Raw genomic sequence first — 23,173 nt, 5'->3', positions numbered from 1 at the left:
GCAGCAAGACTGTCCTAATTAAGGACAGTCTTATTTTTTGTTTATGAATAACAATTTCTCTAACAAAGTGCAGAGGAATCACATATGAAAAATTAGGGAGGTTTTTTTATCATGTATTATTTTTATTCGCCACAAATGTTTGCTCCATATCAATGGGGACTAGAACGAGATGTTTCGTATGCTTATATGCCATATAACTCATTTTATTATGGAGACTATATAAGTTCATTGCCATACGCATATATCCCTCAAAACTATGAAGTACAAATGAAAGCATATGAGCGTGGATCGTGGACACCATTTTCGTGGGTCGAAAAATATGCGTACGCATTTTCAGGACCGTATAATAAAGCGGAAGTCGCTCTTACATTTGATGATGGACCAGATTTAGAATTCACGCCAAAAATATTAGATAAGTTAAAACAACATAATGTAAAAGCTACTTTTTTCTTACTTGGTGAAAACGCAGAAAAATTTCCGAACGTAGTAAAGCGTATTGCAAATGAAGGGCATGTAATTGGTAATCATACGTATAGTCATCCGAACTTAGCGAAAGTAAATGATGCTGAGTATCGTAATCAAATAATAAAAACGGAAGAAATATTAAATCGTTTAGCTGGTTATGCACCGAAGTTTATACGTCCGCCATACGGTGAAATACTTGAAGAGCAATTGAAGTGGGCAACAGAGCAAAATTTTATGATTGTACAGTGGAGTGTTGATACAGTTGATTGGAAAGGTGTAAGCGCTGATACGATTACAAATAATGTATTAGGGAATTCATTTCCAGGAAGTGTCATCCTTCAGCATTCAACACCAGGTGGGCATTTACAAGGATCTGTAGATGCACTAGACAAAATCATTCCGCAGTTAAAAACGAAAGGGGCACGTTTTGTAACACTTCCAAGTATGTTCCACACATCAAAAGAAAGAAATTGAATGTGTTATAAATTTGAAAAAAGGGTCATGTCGTATAATGAAGGTGTAAGTTAGGAGGGGATATAATTGATGTATGCACTAATAAACATAGGAATGAGTATTTTAATAGGTACTATATTTATACTTGCGGCAATTGTTCTTCAAAAAAATCCACCGACCGATATTAATGCGGCATATGGTTATCGTACGAAACGATCTATGAAAAATAAGGAATTATGGGATGCGGGTAACAGGTATAGTGCAGAAGTGATGAAGCAAAACGGATTCATCATGATGTTAATTGGAAGTGTTATTAGTATACTGTTTAGATATCCACATACAATAATAGCGATTATGGTGGTTATGCTGTTATTAATTATTCTTTTATTTATACAAGTAGAGAATAAATTAAAGATACTTGAACAATAATAAAAAATAGGACTCTACGCAATATTATGCTAAGAGTCCTATTTTATTTATAAACTATTATTTTTTAATAATTCTTTTCCTTTCTCTATAACAAATTCATAGTATGCAAGATCATACGGATAAATATCTTCAAATGTTATTGTAATTGGTTTATTGTTTAAAACAGAACTAGCTGTAAAAGATGAAATTTCACCATTTAATAGTTGTAGAAAAGAAGTTGCATGTACTTTCATCACATCGTCTACTTCTTCACCTGGTGCGAATGGAAGTGGATTGATGACATTGTGAAAATACATATGACAAAATTCACGATCAGTAAGATTTGAAATTTCATAATCTATTTTAAAGATTCCTTTGTATACTAAATCAGTAGTTTGAAAGGAAAGCCCCAATTCTTCTTCGATTTCACGAAGACCACCAATTTGTACATCTTCATCATGCATAATATGTCCAGCTGAAGTAATATCCCATATAAGTGGAGCTTCTTTTTTATTTTTAGAGCGTAATTGGAAATATAAGAATATATCTTTAGCATCTTTTTCTACAAACCAACAATGAAATGTTTCGTGCCAATCACCGTCACGATGCACTTCATCGCATAATTTCTTCCCAAGTGTATTTCTTTCAGAATCAAATATTGTTAACCACTCTGTCATTTTAATTCCCCTTTCTGCAAATTTTATTATACAATATTCGTATTGAATTTTGGGAAAATAAAGAAAAAGGGGCGATTATAAGTGGAGATAGAGCGTATGGAAATAAAATCGATTATTTCAACAGAGGAAGAGTTACGGAAAATATTGGGGAAACCAAGTGAGCGAGCATTGAAAAAAGTTATTTCATCATTAGACCACCATTGTGTAGATTTCCTTTCTAAATCTCCTTTTCTAGTATTATCTACTGCAAATAAGTTGGGGGAGTGTGACGCCTCGCCGAGAGGAGACGCACCTGGATTTGTATACGTACTCAATAATAATAAAATTATCATTCCAGAAAGGCCAGGAAATCGTCGTATAGACTCCATTTTGAATATTATTTCAAATCCACGTGTAGGACTACTCTTTTTTATTCCAGGTCTTGGGGAGACACTTAGAATAAATGGCCGAGCGTATATTACAAACGATGAAGAAATTTTGAAAGAAATGCAGGCGAATGGACGTAATCCGTTGCTTGGAATTGTTGTTGAAATAGAAGAGTGTTACATTCATTGTGCAAAAGCGTTTATTCGTTCGAAGATATGGGATGCAGAATCTTGGTTAAATAAAAAAGAGTTACCTTCAGCAGCAAAAATGTTGTTAGAGCATGCGAAAGTGAATGCTTCAGAAGAAGATGTTGCACGTTCTTTAGAAGAAAGTTATACAAAAAGATTGTATTAAAAATTTTATTGATATAATTTTGTAAGGTGAGTATGTACGGGTTTTAGAATGGGGATTTATCCCGCATTAACGGGCAGTAACACCCCTACCTCAAAATTCAGCGAAAGCAAAGAAGTTAGGTGGGGATCAACTGCCCGTAAAAGCCCGATTGGTGAAGGCTAATAATCAGTGGGGATGAACAAAATCCCCACTGATTATTAGCCTTCACTTTATATATGAACCGTTGATTTATTAACTGGAGAAATGACAAAATAGGTAAATTGAGTGGCAGTTGCATAATGCTATTGTGAAATATAATAAAAAATCATTTTGAAAATAGTTAGTAAAAATAGGCTTGCTTTTTAAAAATTTGATAACTATAATAAGTTAACAAATAGACATGAACGAAAAAGTAATGATAAGGACACGAAATCATTTTTACGGTTTACAGAGAGGGAAGCCAAGGGTGTGAGCTTCCTAACACGAGAAATGATTTTACCACCTTTGAACTTCAATAGTGAACGAGTAATCTAGTAATTATTGGCGGTATCAGCCGTTATCTGAACTTGAGCAATCTAGAAGGAGATACGTCTAGATTGGAACAAGGGTGGAACCACGAAAACACATTCGTCCCTTTCCTAGGGATGAGTGTGTTTTTTATGGTATAAGAGATTGAAAATTTAAAATAATTAAAAAATAGTATTGATTTTGTTTTTTATGCGAGTATAATGAGTTAACAAATAAACATGAACGAAAAAGTAACGATAAGGACACGAAATCATTTTTACGGTTTACAGAGAGGGAAGCCAAGGGTGTGAGCTTCCTAACACGAGAAATGATTTTACCACCTTTGAACTTCAATAGTGAACGAGTAATCTAGTAATTATTGGCGGTATCAGCCGTTATCTGAACTTGAGCAATCTAGGAGGAAATACGTCTAGATTGGAACAAGGGTGGAACCACGAAAACACATTCGTCCCTTTCCTAGGGATGGGTGTGTTTTTTTACTTTGAAAGGAGGTGCGGTAATATGAAACGATTTATAAGTACGGAAATAACCACCACCTGCATGACAAAAAAGCAGAGTAAGGTGATTTATAGATGTAACAATTAAACTTTTAGGAGGAGATTAGAAGATGAATAACGTTATAAATGTTGGGGTATTAGGTTTAGGTACGGTCGGAAGTGGTGTTGTTCATATTTTGAAAGAACATTATAAAAAAATCGCACTTGATACAGGATACGAAGTGAAAGTGAAAACAGTCGTTGTACGTGATTTGGAAAAAGAACGCGATGTTTGTATTGATGGAATTGCAGTAACAAGTCATGCAGATGAAGTTCTAAATGATTCAAATATTGATATTGTAGTAGAGGTAATGGGCGGAATTGAAGAAGCAAAACAGCATATTGTTAAGGCTTTACGAAATAAAAAACATGTCGTAACAGCAAATAAAGATTTAATGGCTGTATATGGTGCAGAGCTTCTTCAACTGGCGAACGATAATGATTGTGATTTATGTTACGAAGCGAGTGTAGCGGGCGGTATTCCAGTGTTAAGAGGACTAACTGATGGGTTAGCATCAGATCAAATTGAAAAAATAATGGGAATTGTAAATGGTACAACAAATTATATGTTAACAAAAATGAGTCAAAATGGATGGTCTTATGAAGAGGCTTTACAGGAAGCACAAAAATTAGGCTTTGCAGAATCGGATCCGACAGCAGATGTAGATGGACTAGATGCGGCGAGAAAAGTAGCAATTCTTGCAAACTTAGGTTTTTCGATGAATGTTTCATTAGATGATGTGCAAGTAAGAGGGATTCGAAAGGTCGAAAAAGAAGATTTACAAATGGCTGAAAAGTTAGGATTTACTATGAAGTTAATTGGTAAAGCTGAAAAACAAGGACCAGCCATTCATTTAAGTGTAGAACCGACGCTTTTACCGAGCCAGCATCCATTATCAAATGTGAATAATGAATTTAATGCGGTGTATGTCCATGGCCAAGCGGTAGGAGAAGTGATGTTTTATGGACCCGGAGCTGGGAAGTTACCGACTGGTTCTGCTGTAGTAAGTGATATTATTTCAATCGTTAAAAATATGAATCAAGTTCCGAAAAATAAAAGTGCGTTAAAAGAACCAGTTCCTTATGAATTACAAGGTGATGAAGAAGTAGTTTCGAAATATTTCTTACGCATTTCATTACAAGATGAGCCTGGGATGTTACAAAAAATAACAGAATGTTTCGTTGATTATTCTGTAAGTTTAAAAGAGGTTATTCAATTACCTTTAAACCGTGAACTGGCAGAAGTCGTTGTTGTGACACATCGAACTTCCAAGTATCAATTTGAACGAGTTTTAGAAGCGATAGAAGCTGTCGCAAGTGAAATAAACAGTTACTACATTATTGAGGAGGAAAAACAATATGTATAAAGGACTATTAAAACAATATGCGTCTTATTTACCGGTGAATGAAAATACACCTGATGTCAGCTTAATGGAAGGAAACACACCACTTATTCCATTATTAAATATATCAAAACAATTAGGGATTCAGCTATATGGTAAGTACGAAGGAGCGAATCCGACAGGTTCTTTTAAAGATCGTGGTATGGTCATGGCAGTTGCTAAGGCGAAAGAAGAAGGTTCAGAAGCAATCATTTGTGCATCAACAGGTAATACATCAGCGTCAGCTGCAGCATATGCGGCACGTCTTGGGATGAAATGCATTATCGTAATACCAGAAGGAAAGATTGCACATGGAAAATTAGCGCAAGCGGTCGCTTATGGAGCTGAAATTATTTCAATAGAAGGGAATTTCGATGATGCGCTTAAGGCTGTAAGAAATATTGCTGCAGAAGAGCCGATTACGTTAGTAAACTCAGTAAATCCTTATCGAATTGAAGGGCAAAAAACAGCAGCGTTTGAAATTTGTGACCAATTGCAAAATGCACCAGATGTTCTAGCTATCCCTGTTGGGAATGCAGGGAATATTACAGCGTATTGGAAAGGCTTCTGTGAATATGAGAAAGAAAAAGGTTATAAAAAGCCAAGAATTCATGGCTTTGAAGCGGAAGGAGCAGCTGCAATTGTAAAAGGGCATGTAATTGAAGAGCCTGAAACAATTGCAACAGCGATTCGCATCGGTAACCCAGCAAGTTGGTCGTATGCAGTAGAGGCTGCCGAGCAGTCTCGTGGTGAAATAGATATGGTATCAGATGAAGAAATTTTACATGCGTATAGGTTATTAGCAAAAACTGAAGGAGTTTTCGCTGAACCAGGATCAAATGCTTCATTAGCCGGCGTAATTAAACATGTTCAATCTGGGAAAATCAAAAAGGGAGAAACAGTTGTTGCGGTATTAACTGGAAATGGTTTGAAGGATCCTGATATCGCTATTTCTTCAAATCAACTAGACATCGCAAGTGTGTCAAATGATATAGAACAAATTAAAGATCATATTAAAGGGGTGATTATGTCGTGATACCATTTAGCGTTCGTGTCCCTGCTAGTACGGCGAATGTTGGTCCTGGATTTGATTCAGTTGGAATAGCTTTGTCATTGTATTTAGGTGTGGTGGTTAAAGAAAAAGCTGATAAATGGCAAGTAATCCATTCCTTTGAAGAATCAATTCCGACAGACGATAAAAATTTAATCGTTAGCACGGCATGTAAAGTATGTCCTTCTATATCACCCCATATAATAGAAGTTACTAGTAATATCCCATTAACGAGAGGGCTAGGAAGTAGTGCATCAGCGATTGTAGCTGGGATAGAGCTTGCGAATCAACTAGGCAATTTGAACTTAACTGCTGATCAAAAAGTTCAAATTGCTACAAATTTTGAAGGACATCCTGATAATGTTGCTGCTTCTATATTAGGTGGAACTGTAATTGGAGCACTTGATGGAAAGGATGTTTCCGTCGTAAGAATTGAGAGCAAGGAATTGGGGGTAATTTCTCTCATTCCGAATGCAGAATTAAATACAGATGAAAGTCGATCTGTATTACCAAAGATGTTTCCGTTTCATGAGGCAGTTAAAGCTAGTGCGATAAGTAACGTATTAGTAGCTGCATTATGTCAAAAGCGGTGGGAAGTTGTAGGTGAAATGATGGAGAGAGACCATTTTCACGAACCATATCGTTTAGAACTCGTACCATTATTACCATCTATTCGTAAATGCGCAAAAGAATTTGGTGCGTACGGCACAGCACTTAGTGGTGCGGGGCCATCTATTTTTATATTAACGCCATATGAGAAGCGTCAAGAAATCGCTGAGCAATTAGCGAGAGTATTTACAGATATGAAAGTATGTGAGCTTGAAATCGACCATAAAGGTATTATTGTAAATAAGGAAGAGCATATTGGATCGTAAAGAAAGCTGGCATGGCTAGCTTTCTTTACGTTGCAAACCTATTTTAAATTAGGTTTTTTCGGAAAAATATAAAACAAATGTTGATTTTGAATAATGTAAGTAAAGAGTGCATTCATTTTGGAGGTGATTAAATGAATAAAGAGTCACCAGAAGAAAAAAGAGAGCGTATGAGACAAAGTGAATTAAAAAGTAATCCTACGGGTTCTTTACGTGACGGACTCAATAGAGCGGAAACGGGTAGTCCAGTTGATATAGCAGGCGGTATGAATCGGAAAGGTACAGGAATAATCATTTTAGTACTACTTTTAGGATATATTGTATACACTTATTTTTTCAGTTGAAGAATGCTTGTTAAAATTTTGATTTGTTTAGTTTCATAATTGTTGAGAAAAAATGTAGTTACTGTATTACATATTTTCTAAGCGAATTATAGTTGTTCATATCAACTTTTAATACTCCAAACAGAGCTAGCAAAATGCTAGCTCTATTATTTTTTGCCACATTCCTGTAACAAAGCATCTGTATATTCATTGGTGGAGGTGCAGAGGATGAAAAAAATGATAGCGATATGTCTTCTTACAACTATGTCGTCTTCGACTTTAGTCGGTTGTGACGTAAAAGGTAGTAATGCTGTACAAGAGTCTAAAATAAAGAAAGCGACGTATAAAGATTTTACTTATGATGTAAATCCAGAAACATTCACATTAACTGTAGAACATGAGGGGGCAAAGGAACAGGCATCACAACCCCTACCGAAAATGAAGGTATCGAATGTAAAAAAAGAAAAGGATCGTACATCGTGGGAATATCCAGATCAAAAAGTAAAAATAAAATTAGAAAAGAAAAAAGACCACTTAAACATTGAAGTGGAATCGACTGGTGCAGAAAGCTTTACATGGCCGAAAGTAGAAGCTGAAAATTATACACTTCCGTTATGGGAGGGTAAGCAAATTCCGAGCAATGATGAGAATTGGAAGAAGTTTTTAAAGGATGATGCATATTCATTTGCTGAATCATTTTCTATGAAGTTTTTCGCATTAAATGGTTCGAGATATTCAATTGTATATATTGCAACGAATATGTTTAATAATGAATTGAAATTTCATTCGGATCCGAAAATAGGATTTGATTTTACACATGAATTTCCGAGCATAAATAAAAATAAAACATATGGATTTCAATTATATGTGACAAATAATGATGCGGTAAGCATTGCTAAACTGTATAAGGATGATATTGTTCGAAAAGGTGAATTTAAAACATTACAAGAAAAGGCTAGAAAAAATAAAGAAATCGAAAAGTTATATGGAGCGGCGCATTTTTATTTTTGGAATCAAAATGGTTTATTAGAAAATAATATAAATTGGCCAAAACTAAGGGAGCAAATAAATAGCCCGCTGTTTAGTCATATAAAAGAACTTATTCAAAAGAATAGTTCCGAGCCTGGGGAACTGAATGTATTGGATCAAGTAAGTAAACAAGATTTCATTGATAAGTATCAAAAAAATGTTATTTTACGTTATATAAACGAAGTATTATCGATGAAGGAATTTTATAAAGAGGATATTTTTCAAAACGTTAATCAGGAAGCTAGTGTGCTATTAAAGAAAGGTGTAGGTCACTTAACGAATACAGAATTGTATAGCTTAAATAAGCATTTATTAAAGTCGCTACTTGGTGATGCGGTTGAAGAGGTAAGTAAATGGGGTAATGCAGATGGAACGGATATATTAAAGGAAATGAAAGAGGCAGGAATAGAAAAAGCGTGGATTGGTCTGCCGAACTGGGAACAAGGATTTATGCAACCTAATTTCGTGACAAAAGCTAAGGAAATGGGGTATTTAGTTGGTCCGTATGATTCGTATCATTCCATTCACGAAAAAAGTGATAAAAATTGGAACACAGCATCCTTTAATGACCCGTCATTATACGAAGAGGCTACTGTAACGAAGAAAAACGGAGAAAAGGTGCAAGGCTTTTTAGGAAGAGGTCGCAAGTTAAATCCGACTTTATCGCTGCCTAGTGTAAAGGAACGCATGAATGATATATTACAAAATGGTCCTAAATATAATTCATGGTTTATTGATTGTGATGCGACAGGTGAAATTTACGATGACTATTCAGCGAAACATATAACGACACAAGAGCAAGATTTAAAAGCACGTTTAAAACGAATGGACTACATTGCGCAAGAAAAGGGTATGGTCGTTGGTTCTGAAGGCGGAAATGATTTTGCTAGTAGTACGATTGCATTTGCACACGGAATTGAAACACCTGTTATTAAATGGGACGATGAAGATATGCGGAAAAATAAAACAAGTCCGTATTATGTCGGTGGATATTGGTCACCAAATCAAAATGTGCCTGAAAAATATGCAAAACAAGTACCATTGAAAGAAGAATATAAACAAGTATATTTAAACCCAGTATATTCGGTACCATTATATAAATTAGTATACAATGATTCCGTTATTACAACGCATCATTGGGAATGGGGAAGTTTAAAGGTAAAAGATGAAGTTGGAAATCGAATGCTGTCTGAATTATTGTATAATGTTCCTCCGTTGTACCATTTAGATGAAGTAGAGTGGAATAAGCATAAAAAAGAAATTACAGAGCATCTAAAAGTTTGGAATGAAGTTCATGAAAAAGCAGTAAAAGAAGAGATGACGAATTTTGCGTATTTGTCAGAAGATAAGCTAGTACAATCTGTTTCTTATGGAAAAGATATTAAAATCATTGTGAACTTCTCAAATGAAGACATGGAAGTAGAAAAAACGAAAATAAAAGCAAAGTCGGCTTACATTGATAATCAGGGGAAGAAAAGTGTGTATACGCCGTTTGAGAAATAATAAAGTTAAATATACTGTATTCATAGAGATTTTATAATTAGCTGGATTCTTTATTCATATCGTTTGTTAGGAAAAAGACATTCTAATTTAAAATGAAAGAGTTAATAAATTTGTAAATCCGTATGTTGCGAAGTGCTAAATTTTTGAAATTGGTAAATAGTGACTTGCCAAAAATAAGTACGAGAGTATAATGTGAAATGGAATACGTATTGGGTTTAAGTAGTAACCTTACAAAATTGTAAGGTTAGTGAAAGGAAATTCAATATGAAGATAAATAGACTTACATTATACTTGGTAAAGAGAAAGAGAGGCGAATGGGTATGAGCTCTGAATTAGAACAAAATACGAGAAGTAATAAAAAGCGTTCTAAAAGAAAGTCAATGAAATGGTTCATATTAATTCCATTTTTCCTACTTATTTTTGGAGGAGTAGGATATGGTTCGTTTATATATAATAAAGCAAAAGCTGTTGTAAATGATGCGTATGCAAAAATTGATAAGTCATCAAAGCGTGATAAAGAAGTTGAACCTTTAAAGGATAATATTTCAATATTAATCATGGGTGTAGATGGAAGTGAAATGAGAAAAAGCCAATATGGCGAAGCAGTTCGAACAGATGCACTTTTATTAGCAACAATTAATAAAGATGATAAGTCTGTTAAGCTAGTAAGTATTCCACGTGATTCACGTGTTTACATTCCAACTAGAAAAAAACTAGATAAAATTACTCATGCTCACGTATTTGGTGGCGTAGAAAGCACACGTGATACGGTGGAAAGATTTTTAAATGTCCCTGTTGATTATTATGTGAAGTTTAACTTTGAATCATTCGTACAAATTGTCGATTCAATTGGTGGTATTGATATTGATGTACCAGTTACTTTCACTGAACAAGATAGTAAAGACCAAGCTGGTATGATCCATTTAGAAAAAGGTTACCAACATTTAAATGGAGAACAAGCACTTGCACTTGCAAGAACGCGTAAAATTGATAGTGACGCAATGCGTGGACAGAGACAGCAACTTGTAATAGAAGCAATTGCTAAAAAAGCGATGTCTGTTCAATCAATTAGCAAAATGGGCTCTTTACTGGATGCGGTTGATAAAAACATGAAAACGAACTTAACATTTGACGATATGCTTGCTATTACAAAAAATATGGCAGGATCTAATTTGGAAATGGAAAAAATGCAAATAGAAGGTACAGATAAACGTATCGGTGGTATTTATTATTACATTCCAAATGAAAAAAATGTAAAAGACATTTCCAAAAAATTAAATGATCATTTAGGTGTAACGCCAAAATCAGTCCGAAACGAATAATAAAAAAAGATTGGCTTTTGCCAATCTTTTTTTCAGGCTGTGGAGAAAGTCTTCTCCACAGCCTGTTTTTGTGTCTGAACCTCTTTTTATGTGTCAACACTGATAAAAAGAGGTAAAGGAGAGATTTTTTATGATGGGTGCTTTAAAAAATCATCGTGATAAACGTGTATCTGTTTCTGTAGAAGAGTTGGTTCCACAAGATCATTTCCTTCGTGCGATCGAAGCGACAATTAGTTTTGATTTTATTGAAGAGAAGTTACGCCCTTATTACTGTGAAAACAATGGACGTCCGTCAATCCATCCTATCGTTTTATTTAAAATGATGTTTATTGGATATTTTTACGGTATTCGTTCGGAGCGTCAATTGGAAAAAGAGATTAAAACGAATATCGCCTACCGTTGGTTTTTAGGGTTTTCTCTATCAGATACTATTCCAGATCATTCTACAATCAGTTGGAATCGTCGTACTCGCTTTATTCATACAAATATTTTCGAAGAAATTTTTGATGAGATCGTGAGGCAAGCGACAGAGCACCGGATGGTGGGAGGACGTGCGCTGATGACAGATTCTACGCACATTAAGGCCAATGCTAATAAAAATAAGTTTGTACATAAATATAAAAAAGAAAAGGCAAAGTTTTATATAGATGAACTAGAAGCTGCGGTAATTGAAGATCGTGAGGTACACGAAAAAAAGAATTAAAACCCAGAAAGGAAAGTGATACTCCCACTAAAAAAACTCGTATAAGTACTACGGATCCAGATAGTGGATTTTTAATGAGAGATGGAAAACCGAACGGTTTTCATTTCTTAGACCATCGTACGACTGATGCGAAGTACAATATTATTACAGATACTTATGTAACGGCTGGAAATATGGCAGATTCCGAGCCATATTTAGCGCGTCTACAAGCTCAAATTGATAAATTCGGATTTAAAGTGGAAGCTGTAGCTCTTGATGCAGGCTATTTTACAGGGTATATCTGTAAGAAATTATCGGAGAGAAATATATTTATGGTGATGGGGTATCGCCGATTTGGAAAACGAAATAAAGAAGTACCAAAAAGCCAATTTAAATATGTAGAAGAAATGAATGCATTTGCTTGTCCGGTGGGGTGTATTTTAGAGTATGCGACAACGGATCGTGAAGGATATCGTCACTATAAATCCAACCCAGAAGACTGCGCTGTTTGTCCGCTACGTGAGGTATGTTTTTCAAAGAAACAAAAACAAAAAGTTATCACTCATCATATATGGGAGAAATATAAGGATATCGCTAGAAAAAACAAACTAACAGTTACAGGGAAAAAGTTGTACAAAGTACGCTGTTCAACTATAGAGCGAAGCTTTGCGGACGCCAAAGAACTACATGGCTATCGATATGCTCGATTTCGGGGGCTGAAGTCTGTCCAAATGCAGGCTTATCTCACCGCAACTTGTCAAAACATGAAAAAAATAGCCCTCCATCTGACCAAAAAAGGTCTGGTGGAGGGCTATTTTTTTGAAACTCTATTATTTTATGTTGTTTTTATTCGCTAAAATCAAAATGATTCCAGAGTGTGGGGAACCCTAAAGGGTTTCCCAACACTCTGAAAAAAAGATTGGCTTTTGCCAATCTTTTTTTATGGGAATGTATTTGTAACTTTTCTGTAACGATTTTTTAGTTTAGAAAAATTATACTCATATGTATGAGTATAATGGATAGGTAAAAAAGTAAAAGGACATATTCAAAATTTGTGGTAAGGAAAGATATCATATGCAGAAATGGTTAAGCATGATGGGAATTATCTTTATATTGACTGGATGTAAAATGTCTGAGGCTCCAACAAGTCTAATGGAAGCTCCTACAAATGAAAAATGGATTAATGAATTAAAGGAACAAATTGATAAAGATTTACCTGTTAATTATCGCTTACTTACTCCAATGTCTAACAAAGATAAACAGATGATTTGGTCAATGAATTTTAAACAAGATAATAAGAAAGAAGCCATCTTATTTTATAAATTGCCGAATGAAGATCATAGCGTATATTTAGCCGTATATGAAGAAATCGGAAATGGCTGGAGAATAAAGTCCACACATAAATTTGATGGTGGAGATGTAGATATCGTTGAAGTCGGTGATTTTACAGGGAACGGGAAGAGAGAGTTGTTAATCGGAATCTCTGTAAATCGTGAATCGTTAGAACATGTTATGTATGTTTTTTCGGAAGAAAATGAAGATATGAAGGAAATATATAATCGAAGTTATACGAAGTTATTCATAGAGGATCTAAATGAAAATGGACTGAAAGATATAAGCCTTGTTACATTTGAAAAAGATGAGAAGCTGACAGTTGAGTTCATGGAACAATTTAAGACTTTATCTGAAGTGTCATACGATCCATTTATAAATAGTATTCAAAGAATACAAATGGGTCGTATATCTAAATCACTAAAGGCGGTGGTAATTGATGCAGGAGTTGGCGCTCATTCAGGTATAACTTATGTAGCAAAATTTGATCAGGATCATTATGAAGTATTACCTATAGATGGGAAAGAAGATTTATTTAATGAATATGTTGTAGAAAGTAAAGATGTTAATGAAGACGGCATTATTGAATTTGTTCGTACTGTACGTCCAAAAGGTTGGGAAGATAAATCACATGGTGATAGTCCGCTTTTTGAACGTTACATACAGTGGAGTGAATCTGGAATTAAACCAATTGAAGAACGATATATAGATATAGAAAAAGGGTATTATGTGAAAATTCCTAAAGAGTTAATAGGGAAAATTACAATACCAGATCAGCAAAAAGAATCAAATTCTCAAAAGTTTTTGGATACAAGAACAAATGAAATATGGCTTGAAGTTCATATTTTTAAGCGGAAAGAATGGTTCAATATAAAAGGCTACAGCGCAGCAATTAAAACAGCTTCTCACGTATATGCAGTACCGAAGCAATCGAAATTTGAAAAAGTGAAAGCATATATAAAACCGCTAGCGGATTATCAACAAGAGTAGGAGGTGGGAATTATGTCAAAAATTTTAGTTTTAGAAGATGAATTAACAATCCGTAGCTTTATTGTTTTAAATTTAAAACGTGCTGGATTTTATGTAATAGAAGCTACTACTGGAGAAGAAGCGTTACAGATTTTGAGTGAACAAACTGTTGATATAGCACTGCTGGATGTAATGTTACCGGGGATTGATGGTTTAGAAGTTTGTAAGGCTATCAGGAAAGAAAATAAAAAAATGGGTATTATTATGTTAACCGCACGTGTACAAGATGAAGATAAGGTGCAAGGACTAGGACTAGGAATAGGTGCAGATGATTATATTGCAAAACCGTTTAGTCCAGTAGTATTAACTGCACGTATACAGTCTTTATTAAGAAGAATAGAAGTACATGAAGAAAAAACGAATATTGTTACGTCAGGTCCATTTTCGTTAAATATTATAGAAGAAAGATTGTATAAAGATGGACAATTAGTCGATTTAACACCTACAGAGTATATGATATTACAGTATTTAATGAATCAGGCTTCAAAGCCAGTTTCGCGTGATGAAATTTTAAATATGATTTGGGGAACTAATTACGTAGGTGAAACGAAAGTAGTAGATGTAAATATGAGACGGTTACGTCAAAAAATAGAATGTAATCCATCAGAACCTGAATTTATTCTTACGGTGTGGGGAAAAGGATATGTGTGGAAGGAAAGTATAAGATGAAACGGAAAGTGACTCTATATTTTATGACGGTCATTACACTTATGCTTGTATTATTTGAAGTTGTATTTTCAGTCTCAATTTATCGATACTATTATAATGGTATTGTGCAATATATAGAGTCTCATGCGAAAACGAGTACACGTTTTTTTTCAGAATACAATTCACTATACTTTATTCGATTACAAGAATATAGTGGTGACATAATTAGTAGCTTTCAATTAGAAGGAACAGAATTACAGTTAATTGATCGTCACGGCTCGGTTATACAATCTTCAAGTGGTGAAAAGGTAGAAGGTAAAGTGAATATTCCACAATCATTATTAGAAGGTGAAATGTATAATCAAGTTACTACGAAAGGTAATAAAAAACAACTAGAGGTGCTAAGCCCACTTATACATCAAGGACAAACTATTGGTGTTTTAAAATACACGACTGTTTTAACAAATGTAAATAAAAAGATTATTGAAATTATTACGTTTACTATTTCTGTAGGTATTGTTATTTCGGGAGTTGCCTTCTTAATTAGTAGACGTTTGGCAAATTCATTTGTTGAGCCAATTGAATCCATTATTCAAGCCTCTTCACAAATTGCAGAAGGCACATTAAAGCAAAAAATTAAAGAAGATTATCCTGGAGAATTAGGTGACTTGGCACATAGTTTAAATTATATGGCCTATAAAATAGATAAGGCTGAGCAGATGAAAAATGAATTCATTGCTTCTATTTCGCACGAAATACGAACGCCTTTAACAGGAATTAAAGGTTGGAGTGAGACGTTAAAAACAGTAGATCATTTAACAGAAGAAGAAATAAAGCAAGGTATGGGCATTATTTCAGGTGAGACAGATAGGTTAATTCATTTAGTAGAAGAATTGCTAGATTTTTCAAGATTACAATCAAATCATTTTAATTTATATAAACAAAAGGTGCAATTGTACGATATACTAGAGGAGACGATTTGGCAATTAACTCCTAAATCGGAAGAGAAGGAAATTCAATTTATTACTACTATAGACCGAATTGAATTGATGGGAGATCGAAATAGGCTAAAGCAAGTTTTCTTGAATATTGTTCAAAATGCAATTAAGTATTCACATGAAAAAAGCACAATACACATTGAAGCGACTAAAATAGAAGGACAAGCAGTGATTAAGGTAAGAGACGAAGGTATTGGAATTGCTAAAGAACATTTACCATATATTGAGCAATCATTTTACCAAATTAATAATCATGCTGCAGGTGCAGGTATTGGTTTAGCTATCGTTAAAAAAATGGTAGAGCTTCATGGCGGTGCGCTTAGTGTTACAAGCAAAGAAGGAATAGGAACAACAATTTTGATAAAACTCCCATTATAATACAAATAAAATCTATTTATATGGTGAAATAAAAATAAATAGATGTATAATTATATTGGGCGATTTATATATAAGATTAATAGGGAGAGGAATTCGATAGAATGGAAAAAGCTTTAAAAATTAAACAAATAGTAGTCGTTTTAATAGCGATTGCCGCAGTAGCTATTGGGTATTACATGTTTCAATCAATTACTTCACCAGCAAAAGCTGTTGCGAAACAAGAAAATGTAGTGCAGCTTGCAAGTGAACAGCCGAAAGTTGAAATGAATAAAACGGCACCAAGTCGTTTTAATGGAAAAGAAAGAAAAGTTGCTTATCTTACATTTGACGATGGGCCAGGGAAATATACGGCTGAATTATTAAATACGCTAAAACAACATGATGCGAAGGCGACGTTCTTTTTAATTGGAGCGAATGTAAAAGAATTTCCTGATTTAGTGAAACGTGAAAATGCTGAGGGTCATTATGTAGGCATGCATAGTATGACACATAATTTCGCAAAGTTATATAAAAATGGCGAGTATGTAAATGAGATGAAAGAAGATCAAGGTTTAATCGCTAATATTATTGGGAAATCACCTAAATTAACACGTCCTCCATATGGTTCGATGCCTGGATTAAATGAAGGTCTTCGAAATAAAGTGGTAGAAGGCGGATTTAAAGTATGGGATTGGACAATTGATTCATTAGATTGGAAATACAATAAAATGCCAGTTGATGCAGCTGCAGCACAAATTGCTCAAAATGTATTAACAAACGCAACAAAACCACAAGAAGTAATTTTAATGCATGATATTCACCCGCAATCAGTTGCTGCTGTGCCAGCAATTTTAAAAGGGCTAAAAGAAAAAGGTTATGAGTTCGAAGCTTATCATGAAGAAAGTCACTTCCCAGTGAACTTCTGGCATGATAACCGTATGTAATGGAGGAATGAACGTTGAAGTATGGAAAAGTAGCAGTAGTTGGAGCATTATCAGTAGGACTTTTAACAGGTTGTTTCGGTGAAAAGCCAGAAGAAAATCTATATACAGCTTTTGAAACAGCAGCAACACAAGAAAAATCTTTAGTGGATGAAGCAAAAAAATTAGAGCAGTTAGAGAAACAAGGGCAAGAATTATATGCTCAAATTTTGCAAGAAGGTAAAGATCATAATGAAGCAGTTGTGAAGAAAATAGAGCAAGCTACTGCAAATGTAGATGATCGTGAAAAAGTATTGAAAAGTGAGAAAGAAATGCTAGAAAAAGCACAGAAGGAAACGAAATCTGTTCAAAGTAATATAGAGAAGATTGAAGATAAGAAGTTACAAAAACAAGCAAAAGCAGTAGAAGAGTCGTATAAGAATCGTTATGATGCATTCCAAAAGATGAATGAAAATTACACGAAAGTGTTAGCGACTGAAAAAGAACTGTATGAAAAATTAAAAGTAAAAGAAACGAAATTAAAAGAAATCGGTGAAAAAGTTAAAACTGTTAATGAATTAAATGTGGAAGCACAAAAGTCGAAAGAGCAGTTTAACAAATTTACAAAAGAGTATAATGACAGTAAATTAGCATTCTACAAAGATGCAGAAATTAAGATTAAAGATCAGAAATAAAGAAGAATCTAAAGTGTAATAAAAAGCCGGAGAAACATCGTTATAAATGTTTTTTCGGTTTTTTACGTTAAATGAATAGAAAAGACTGGAATTGATATCATAAAAGAGTTATAGTGAGTTATTCTAAGGGAAACATTGTAAAGTAAGGAGAATGGGAATATGTCATATGAATTTTTACTCAAATTAGGTTTAGCACTCTTTTTAGGATTATTCATCGGGATAGATAGGCAGCTAAAGAATAAACCACTGGGTGTGAAAACAAGTATGGTTATTTCTGTAGCAAGTTGTTTAATTACGATGGTTTCAATTGAATCTGTGCATGTATATTCTGTTCCAGGACATACAAATATGGATCCGATGCGACTGGCCGCTCAAATTGTTAGTGGAATTGGTTTTCTTGGCGCAGGTGTCATTTTACGAAGAAGTAATGACGTTATTTCTGGATTAACAACAGCTTCTATGGTGTGGGCTGCTTCAGCTTTAGGGATCGCAATTGGTGCAGGATTTTATTTACAAGCGACAGTTGCTATGGTTTTAATTATTTTAGCGATTAATGTACTTCCGCAACTTGTGAAAATTGCAGGACCGTATTCATTAAGACAAAAGGATTTATCTATAAAAATTACTGTTAAAGAGCATCATGAGTTAGATGGTATATTTAAGCAAATTAAAAATTTAGGCATGCATGTGAAACGCGTGAAAATTAAAGATATAGATAGTGGAGCATTTCAGCAACTGGAGATGGTTATTTTAGCTCCAGAAGATTTATATACAACAGAGTTATATAGTTCCCTGAAAGAGATTGATCGAGTAGTTTCAGTTGAAGTGGAAAGTAGATAATTGTGATAAAAAAGAGTGAAGTGAATTCACTCTTTTTTATTTGGATTTTTAAGGAATGAAATTGATATAATGATGAGTAATAAGGGGGGAGAAATGATGGGAATACATATTAGAAGAGCAATAAAGGATGATATACCAGGTATAGCAAAGGTGCATGTTGATAGTTGGAAGACAGCGTATAAAGGGATATTTGCTGACGAAATTCTAGATAATATAGCATATGAGAAACGAGAAAAACAATGGGAAGATATTTTTCAAAAAGAAGGTAATCATCAATTTAGATTTGTAGCAGAGAATTTAAATGGAGAAATAGTTGGATTCATCGATGGGGGAGTAGAAAGAACTGGTACATATAATTGTGATGGAGAATTATATGCAATCTACCTTTTACAACAGTATCAAGGAATGAAAATAGGACAAAAGTTATTTCAAGCTTTATTATCGGATTGTATAAACAATGATATGCAATCACTTTTAGTTTGGGTTGTTACGAATAATCCTTCTAAAAAGTTTTATGAAAAATTTACCCCTGAAAAAATTGATACGAAATTTTTAGAGAGAGTAAGGGTAGAAGAAACAGCGTATTGTTGGAGAGATTTAAATTTGTTACAAAAACAAACAGCTATATAGAATTATACATATAATATTATTATGTAAACATATTATAGGGAAAGGTATACCTCATTTGGTGTACCTTTTTATTAATCCATCAAAAAATGGATTAATAAAAAATAGTAGGTAATTAGTTTGAAAGCAAGAAATTTTCTAGTGTACTTTTAACTAGATTAAAGAAAAGAAAGAAAAAAATAAAAATTTAATTTGATAAAAAAATTCTGAAATATACTCTTGAATTGAATATCATTATCAATTAGAATCATAATTGATAACGATATTCAATTATCAATTATAATATGAAATTCCGATAGCGTTAATATAAAGAGGAGGAACTAACAGTAAGTGAAAACATAAGTAAACGTGGATATGCGTAATGAAAAATATAAGCTCGATGACTGCATGGAGAGAAATGTTTCAACCATCACCATCGCACACAAAGATAGGGTTTTCCGTTTTGATTATGATTGGTTTGATGGATTTCTTCATAAGTTGGGAGTCAAAGTTATCATTGTTACTAATGAAAGGTTGTCTCCACAAGAAGAGTTTGCTTAGTATTTGATATCTGTTATTCACATATTTAGTTGTAGGATATACAGATTGAGGAAATACAAAAAGAGAATGTCGGAGGATGAAGATCTATGAAAAAAGCATATCTAATAGAGATTAAGCCGACAAATGAACAAATAACCAAGATCCATCAAACGATTGGAGTGTGCAGGTATGTTTACAATCTATATCTTTCAAAAAACAAAGAGATATATGAATCCGAGGGGAAATTTCTTAGTGGCTATGAATTTTCTAAATGGCTAAACAACATTCATACAAAAGAATGTGACCAGTGGATAAAAGAAATATCAAGTAAAGCTGTAAAACAAGCGATTATGAACGGAGATAAAGCTTTTAAGCGATTTTTTAAAGGTTTATCTAAGTTTCCACGCTACAAGAAAAAGAAAAATGAAGATGTAAAATGTTATTTCCCTAAAAACAACAAAACAGATTGGATAGTTGAAAGACATAGAGTAAAAATCCCTACGATTGGATGGATGAGATTAAAAGAGTATGGATATATTTCAAAAGATGCGGTTGTAAAAAGCGGAACGATAGCTAAAAGAGCAGGAAAATATTTTGTATCTGTGCTTTGTGAATTGGAAGAAACAAAAGCGAAGCCAACACTCCATTCAACGGGTGTAGGCATTGATTTAGGCGTGAAAGATTTCGCTGTACGTAGCGATGGGAAAATTCACAAAAATATAAACAAAACAGGAAAAGTAAAAAAGATAGAAAAGCGGTTAAAACGTGAACAACGCTCTTTATCACGTAAATTTGAAAATCTAAAAAAGAGAGGTGAACACTCTGTTACTAATAAAAGAGCGAATATAGATAAAAACATTCTTAGGGTGCAAAAACTACATGCCAAGTTAGCAAACATTCGATTAGCGTATGTAAAGTCTGTTGTAAATGGTGTGGTGAAAACCAAGCCAACGTTTATTACAGTAGAAGATTTGAATGTGAAAGGTATGATGAAGAATAAACATCTATCTAAAGCAGTTGCTAAGCAGTACTTTTATACATTTAAAACATGGTTATTGACGAAGTGTGAGGAATATGGAATTGAACTGCGTCAAGTAGACAGGTTCTATTCATCTTCAAAGCTATGTTCATGTTGTGGTCAAAAGAAAGTAGACTTAAAGCTATCCGACCGAGTATATGAATGTGACTGTGGAAATGTAATGGATAGAGATTTGAACGCGTCAATCAACCTTTTACAAGCAAAAGAATATATAATACTAACGTAAATAGATTGTATATATGTACGGTGGGCTACATCGGAATTTACGCCTGTGGAGTGTTACAGCAAACTGTAGTAGCGAGTGATTGGCGAGACAGGACACGTAGAAGCAGGAATACTCTAAGAATGTACATTTATCTATATTTTTAGTAGCAGGACCAACATGCAGCATGCGAAACAAATCGCAGAACATGCAACATTACAAAGCTTTTTAAACTGTTATTTAAGAGAAACAGGGAGTGGAGAATGGATTACAGAGGATGAAAGAATGAAAAGTATCTTCAGTAATACGTTGAATAGAGATACAGTCCCCACATATTTATGTTGTCGGCTATCGGCACAGAACGTTACTTTGTATGGAGAAGTTATATATAAATCATCAACAGATCGCCATTTGTTTGGAGAACAATTTTATTATCAAATTGGAGATAGTAATTCCGTTATTACAGCAGATTACGTTACAGTTATTACGTTTTTAATAAAAGAGATGTCGATCAACTACGGAGAAGGAACGAATCCTGCGGAACTTATGCTTCGAGTTATCCGTAGTTGTCAAAATATTGAGTAATTTACAAAAGAGAGAATAGAAGATACATCCGCATTATACGGTTTCCATACAACTTTTATAGAAGCGGAGCAGTCTTTATTATTTGGGCATTTAACTCATCCTACACCAAAGAGTAGACAGGGGATATTGGATTGGAAAAGTGCAATGTATTCTCCAGAATTAAAAGGGGAATGTCAGCTTCATTATTTTCGGGCACATAAAAGTATAGTAAATGAAAAATCATTATTATCAGATTCTACAACAACGATTATAAAAGAAGAATTAAGTAATGATGAGATGGTTAGTAAGGAATTTATAGCGAAGTACTGTAAGGAAGATCAATATGCATTAATTCCAATTCATCCGCTTCAGGCAGAATGGCTCTTGCATCAAGCTTACGTACAAGATTGGATAATTCAAGAATTGCTTGAGTATATTGGTCCTGTAGGTAAGTATTATATGGCAACATCATCACTAAGGACGCTATATCATCCCAATTCGAAGTATATGCTTAAGTTTTCATTTCCGGTGAAAGTAACGAATTCAATGCGTATTAATAAACTGAAAGAACTTGAGAGTGGTCTTGAAGGGAAGGAAATGTTAAATACGGCTATTGGTGAAGTACGAGAAAGATTTCCAGGATTTGATTTTATTTGTGATCCAGCCTTTATTACATTAAATTATGGAACACAAGAATCTGGATTTGAAGTGATTATTCGTGAGAATCCTTTTTATAGTGAACATGCAAACGACGCAACATTAATTGCTGGGCTAGTTCAAGACGCTATACCTGGGGAGCGTACGCGGTTATCGAATATTATTCATCGCCTAGCAGATTTAGAAAGTAAAAGCTGTGAAGAAGTAAGCTTAGAGTGGTTTAGACGATATATGAATATTTCTTTAAAGCCAATGGTATGGATGTATTTACAGTATGGTGTTGCATTAGAAGCTCATCAGCAAAATAGCGTTGTTCAGCTAAAAGATGGTTATCCGGTCAAATATTATTTCCGTGATAATCAAGGATTTTATTTCTGTAATTCAATGAAAGAGATGCTTAATAATGAATTAGCTGGTATTGGAGAACGTACTGGAAATTTATATGACGACTATATTGTGGATGAGAGATTTCGTTACTACTTAATTTTCAATCATATGTTTGGCCTCATTAATGGTTTTGGCACAGCAGGATTAATTAAGGAGGAAATTCTTCTCTCGGAATTAAGGTCTGTACTTGAATCATTCCTTCCATATAACCGGGAACCTTCTACATTTTTAAGAGAATTATTGGACGAAGATAAGTTAGCGTGTAAAGCAAATTTACTAACGAGATTTTTCGATGTCGATGAGTTAAGTAATCCATTGGAGCAAGCTATTTATGTGCAAGTACATAATCCACTCGTTAGAGAAGTGGCTGTTCGTTCATAAATAACGTTAAAATTTCACGTAATACAAATAATGGTATTTTGTCATAAG

The 23,173-nt window shown here is 34.0% G+C and carries 19 protein-coding genes, 1 pseudogene and 2 other annotated features; of the genes and pseudogenes, 19 read left to right on the top strand and 1 reads right to left on the bottom strand.

All coding sequences use genetic code 11. The annotated features are described in order from the left end of the window. Positions 1–111: 111 nt before the first annotated feature. Both QCI79_RS03080 and QCI79_RS03075 read left to right on the top strand, forming a co-directional pair. On the top strand, positions 112–939 hold the full coding sequence (locus QCI79_RS03080) for a peptidoglycan-N-acetylglucosamine deacetylase (protein WP_000291223.1): 828 nt from the start codon (positions 112–114) through the stop codon (positions 937–939). A gap of 69 nt (positions 940–1,008) precedes the next feature. Beyond that, a complete protein-coding gene (locus QCI79_RS03075; RefSeq protein WP_000271092.1) occupies positions 1,009–1,347 on the top strand; it encodes an SdpI family protein in 339 nt (112 codons plus the stop codon). 47 nt (positions 1,348–1,394) lie between these two features. Here QCI79_RS03075 and QCI79_RS03070 read toward each other — a convergent pair whose 3' ends face one another. Then, on the bottom strand, positions 1,395–2,003 hold the full coding sequence (locus tag QCI79_RS03070) for an NUDIX hydrolase (RefSeq protein WP_021727778.1): 609 nt from the start codon (positions 2,001–2,003) through the stop codon (positions 1,395–1,397). A gap of 81 nt (positions 2,004–2,084) precedes the next feature. On the opposite strand from QCI79_RS03070, the gene QCI79_RS03065 reads away from it, so the two are divergent. From QCI79_RS03065 to QCI79_RS02985, 17 genes and pseudogenes are all read left to right on the top strand, one after another. Then, entirely contained in the window at positions 2,085–2,723 is a 639-nt protein-coding gene (locus QCI79_RS03065) for a pyridoxamine 5'-phosphate oxidase family protein (protein WP_021729489.1), read from the top strand. A 385-nt stretch (positions 2,724–3,108) separates the two neighbouring features. Next, positions 3,109–3,340 (top strand) — a binding site (T-box leader). A 114-nt stretch (positions 3,341–3,454) separates the two neighbouring features. Next, positions 3,455–3,686: a binding site (T-box leader), on the top strand. A gap of 151 nt (positions 3,687–3,837) precedes the next feature. Next, a complete protein-coding gene (locus QCI79_RS03060) occupies positions 3,838–5,133 on the top strand; it encodes a homoserine dehydrogenase (protein WP_021727478.1) in 1,296 nt (431 codons plus the stop codon). Further along, complete coding sequence (gene thrC, locus QCI79_RS03055; RefSeq protein WP_000276439.1) at positions 5,126–6,184, top strand: threonine synthase; 1,059 nt, start codon at positions 5,126–5,128, stop codon at positions 6,182–6,184. The genes QCI79_RS03060 and thrC overlap by 8 nt, the downstream gene beginning before the upstream one ends. Then, positions 6,181–7,074: a homoserine kinase gene (thrB, locus tag QCI79_RS03050; RefSeq protein WP_000612105.1), complete on the top strand. Its 894-nt coding sequence runs from the start codon at positions 6,181–6,183 to the stop codon at positions 7,072–7,074. Before thrC ends, thrB begins: the two co-directional genes overlap by 4 nt. Positions 7,075–7,205: 131 nt before the next feature. Then, positions 7,206–7,415 (top strand): DUF6366 family protein, encoded by a 210-nt coding sequence (locus QCI79_RS03045; protein WP_001031481.1) that lies wholly within the window; start codon positions 7,206–7,208, stop codon positions 7,413–7,415. Between the two features lie 207 nt (positions 7,416–7,622). Then, a complete protein-coding gene (locus QCI79_RS03040) occupies positions 7,623–9,926 on the top strand; it encodes a glycoside hydrolase (RefSeq protein ID WP_021727479.1) in 2,304 nt (767 codons plus the stop codon). A gap of 320 nt (positions 9,927–10,246) precedes the next feature. Further along, complete coding sequence (locus QCI79_RS03035) at positions 10,247–11,248, top strand: LCP family protein (protein ID WP_002100920.1); 1,002 nt, start codon at positions 10,247–10,249, stop codon at positions 11,246–11,248. Between the two features lie 130 nt (positions 11,249–11,378). Continuing rightward, positions 11,379–12,787 (top strand): IS1182 family transposase gene (locus QCI79_RS03030; protein ID WP_209291804.1). Its coding sequence is split into 2 segments (ribosomal slippage): positions 11,379–11,937 and positions 11,937–12,787, totalling 1,410 coding nucleotides; the frame shifts between segments, so codons are not numbered across the junction. Between the two features lie 217 nt (positions 12,788–13,004). After that, on the top strand, positions 13,005–14,252 hold the full coding sequence (locus tag QCI79_RS03025) for a hypothetical protein (RefSeq protein ID WP_001174860.1): 1,248 nt from the start codon (positions 13,005–13,007) through the stop codon (positions 14,250–14,252). A gap of 12 nt (positions 14,253–14,264) precedes the next feature. Further along, positions 14,265–14,960 (top strand): response regulator transcription factor, encoded by a 696-nt coding sequence (locus QCI79_RS03020; RefSeq protein ID WP_021728405.1) that lies wholly within the window; start codon positions 14,265–14,267, stop codon positions 14,958–14,960. Next, positions 14,957–16,315 carry a sensor histidine kinase gene (locus QCI79_RS03015; protein ID WP_000824531.1) on the top strand — a complete coding sequence of 453 codons (1,359 nt, stop codon included), beginning with the start codon at positions 14,957–14,959 and terminating at the stop codon, positions 16,313–16,315. Before QCI79_RS03020 ends, QCI79_RS03015 begins: the two co-directional genes overlap by 4 nt. Positions 16,316–16,416: 101 nt before the next feature. After that, the gene (locus QCI79_RS03010; protein ID WP_000409482.1) at positions 16,417–17,238 is read left to right on the top strand and encodes a peptidoglycan-N-acetylglucosamine deacetylase; all 822 of its coding nucleotides are present in this window, start codon (positions 16,417–16,419) and stop codon (positions 17,236–17,238) included. Between the two features lie 14 nt (positions 17,239–17,252). Further along, positions 17,253–17,909: a YkyA family protein gene (locus QCI79_RS03005; protein WP_000873565.1), complete on the top strand. Its 657-nt coding sequence runs from the start codon at positions 17,253–17,255 to the stop codon at positions 17,907–17,909. Between the two features lie 159 nt (positions 17,910–18,068). Then, positions 18,069–18,749, top strand: coding sequence for an MgtC/SapB family protein (locus QCI79_RS03000; RefSeq protein ID WP_000119510.1), 681 nt, complete (start codon positions 18,069–18,071; stop codon positions 18,747–18,749). A 93-nt stretch (positions 18,750–18,842) separates the two neighbouring features. Continuing rightward, positions 18,843–19,379 carry a GNAT family N-acetyltransferase gene (locus tag QCI79_RS02995; protein WP_002100922.1) on the top strand — a complete coding sequence of 179 codons (537 nt, stop codon included), beginning with the start codon at positions 18,843–18,845 and terminating at the stop codon, positions 19,377–19,379. A 623-nt stretch (positions 19,380–20,002) separates the two neighbouring features. Continuing rightward, positions 20,003–21,160, top strand: coding sequence for an RNA-guided endonuclease InsQ/TnpB family protein (locus QCI79_RS02990; RefSeq protein WP_000710470.1), 1,158 nt, complete (start codon positions 20,003–20,005; stop codon positions 21,158–21,160). A gap of 156 nt (positions 21,161–21,316) precedes the next feature. Further along, positions 21,317–23,125, top strand: a pseudogene (locus QCI79_RS02985) (IucA/IucC family protein). Positions 23,126–23,173: the final 48 nt, after the last annotated feature.

The organism is Bacillus cereus group sp. MG1, assembly GCF_040460035.1.
Taxonomy (GTDB): domain Bacteria; phylum Bacillota; class Bacilli; order Bacillales; family Bacillaceae_G; genus Bacillus_A; species Bacillus_A cereus.
The sequence above is the reverse complement of the archived record's forward strand: the minus strand, read 5'-3'. Positions and strand labels throughout refer to the sequence as shown.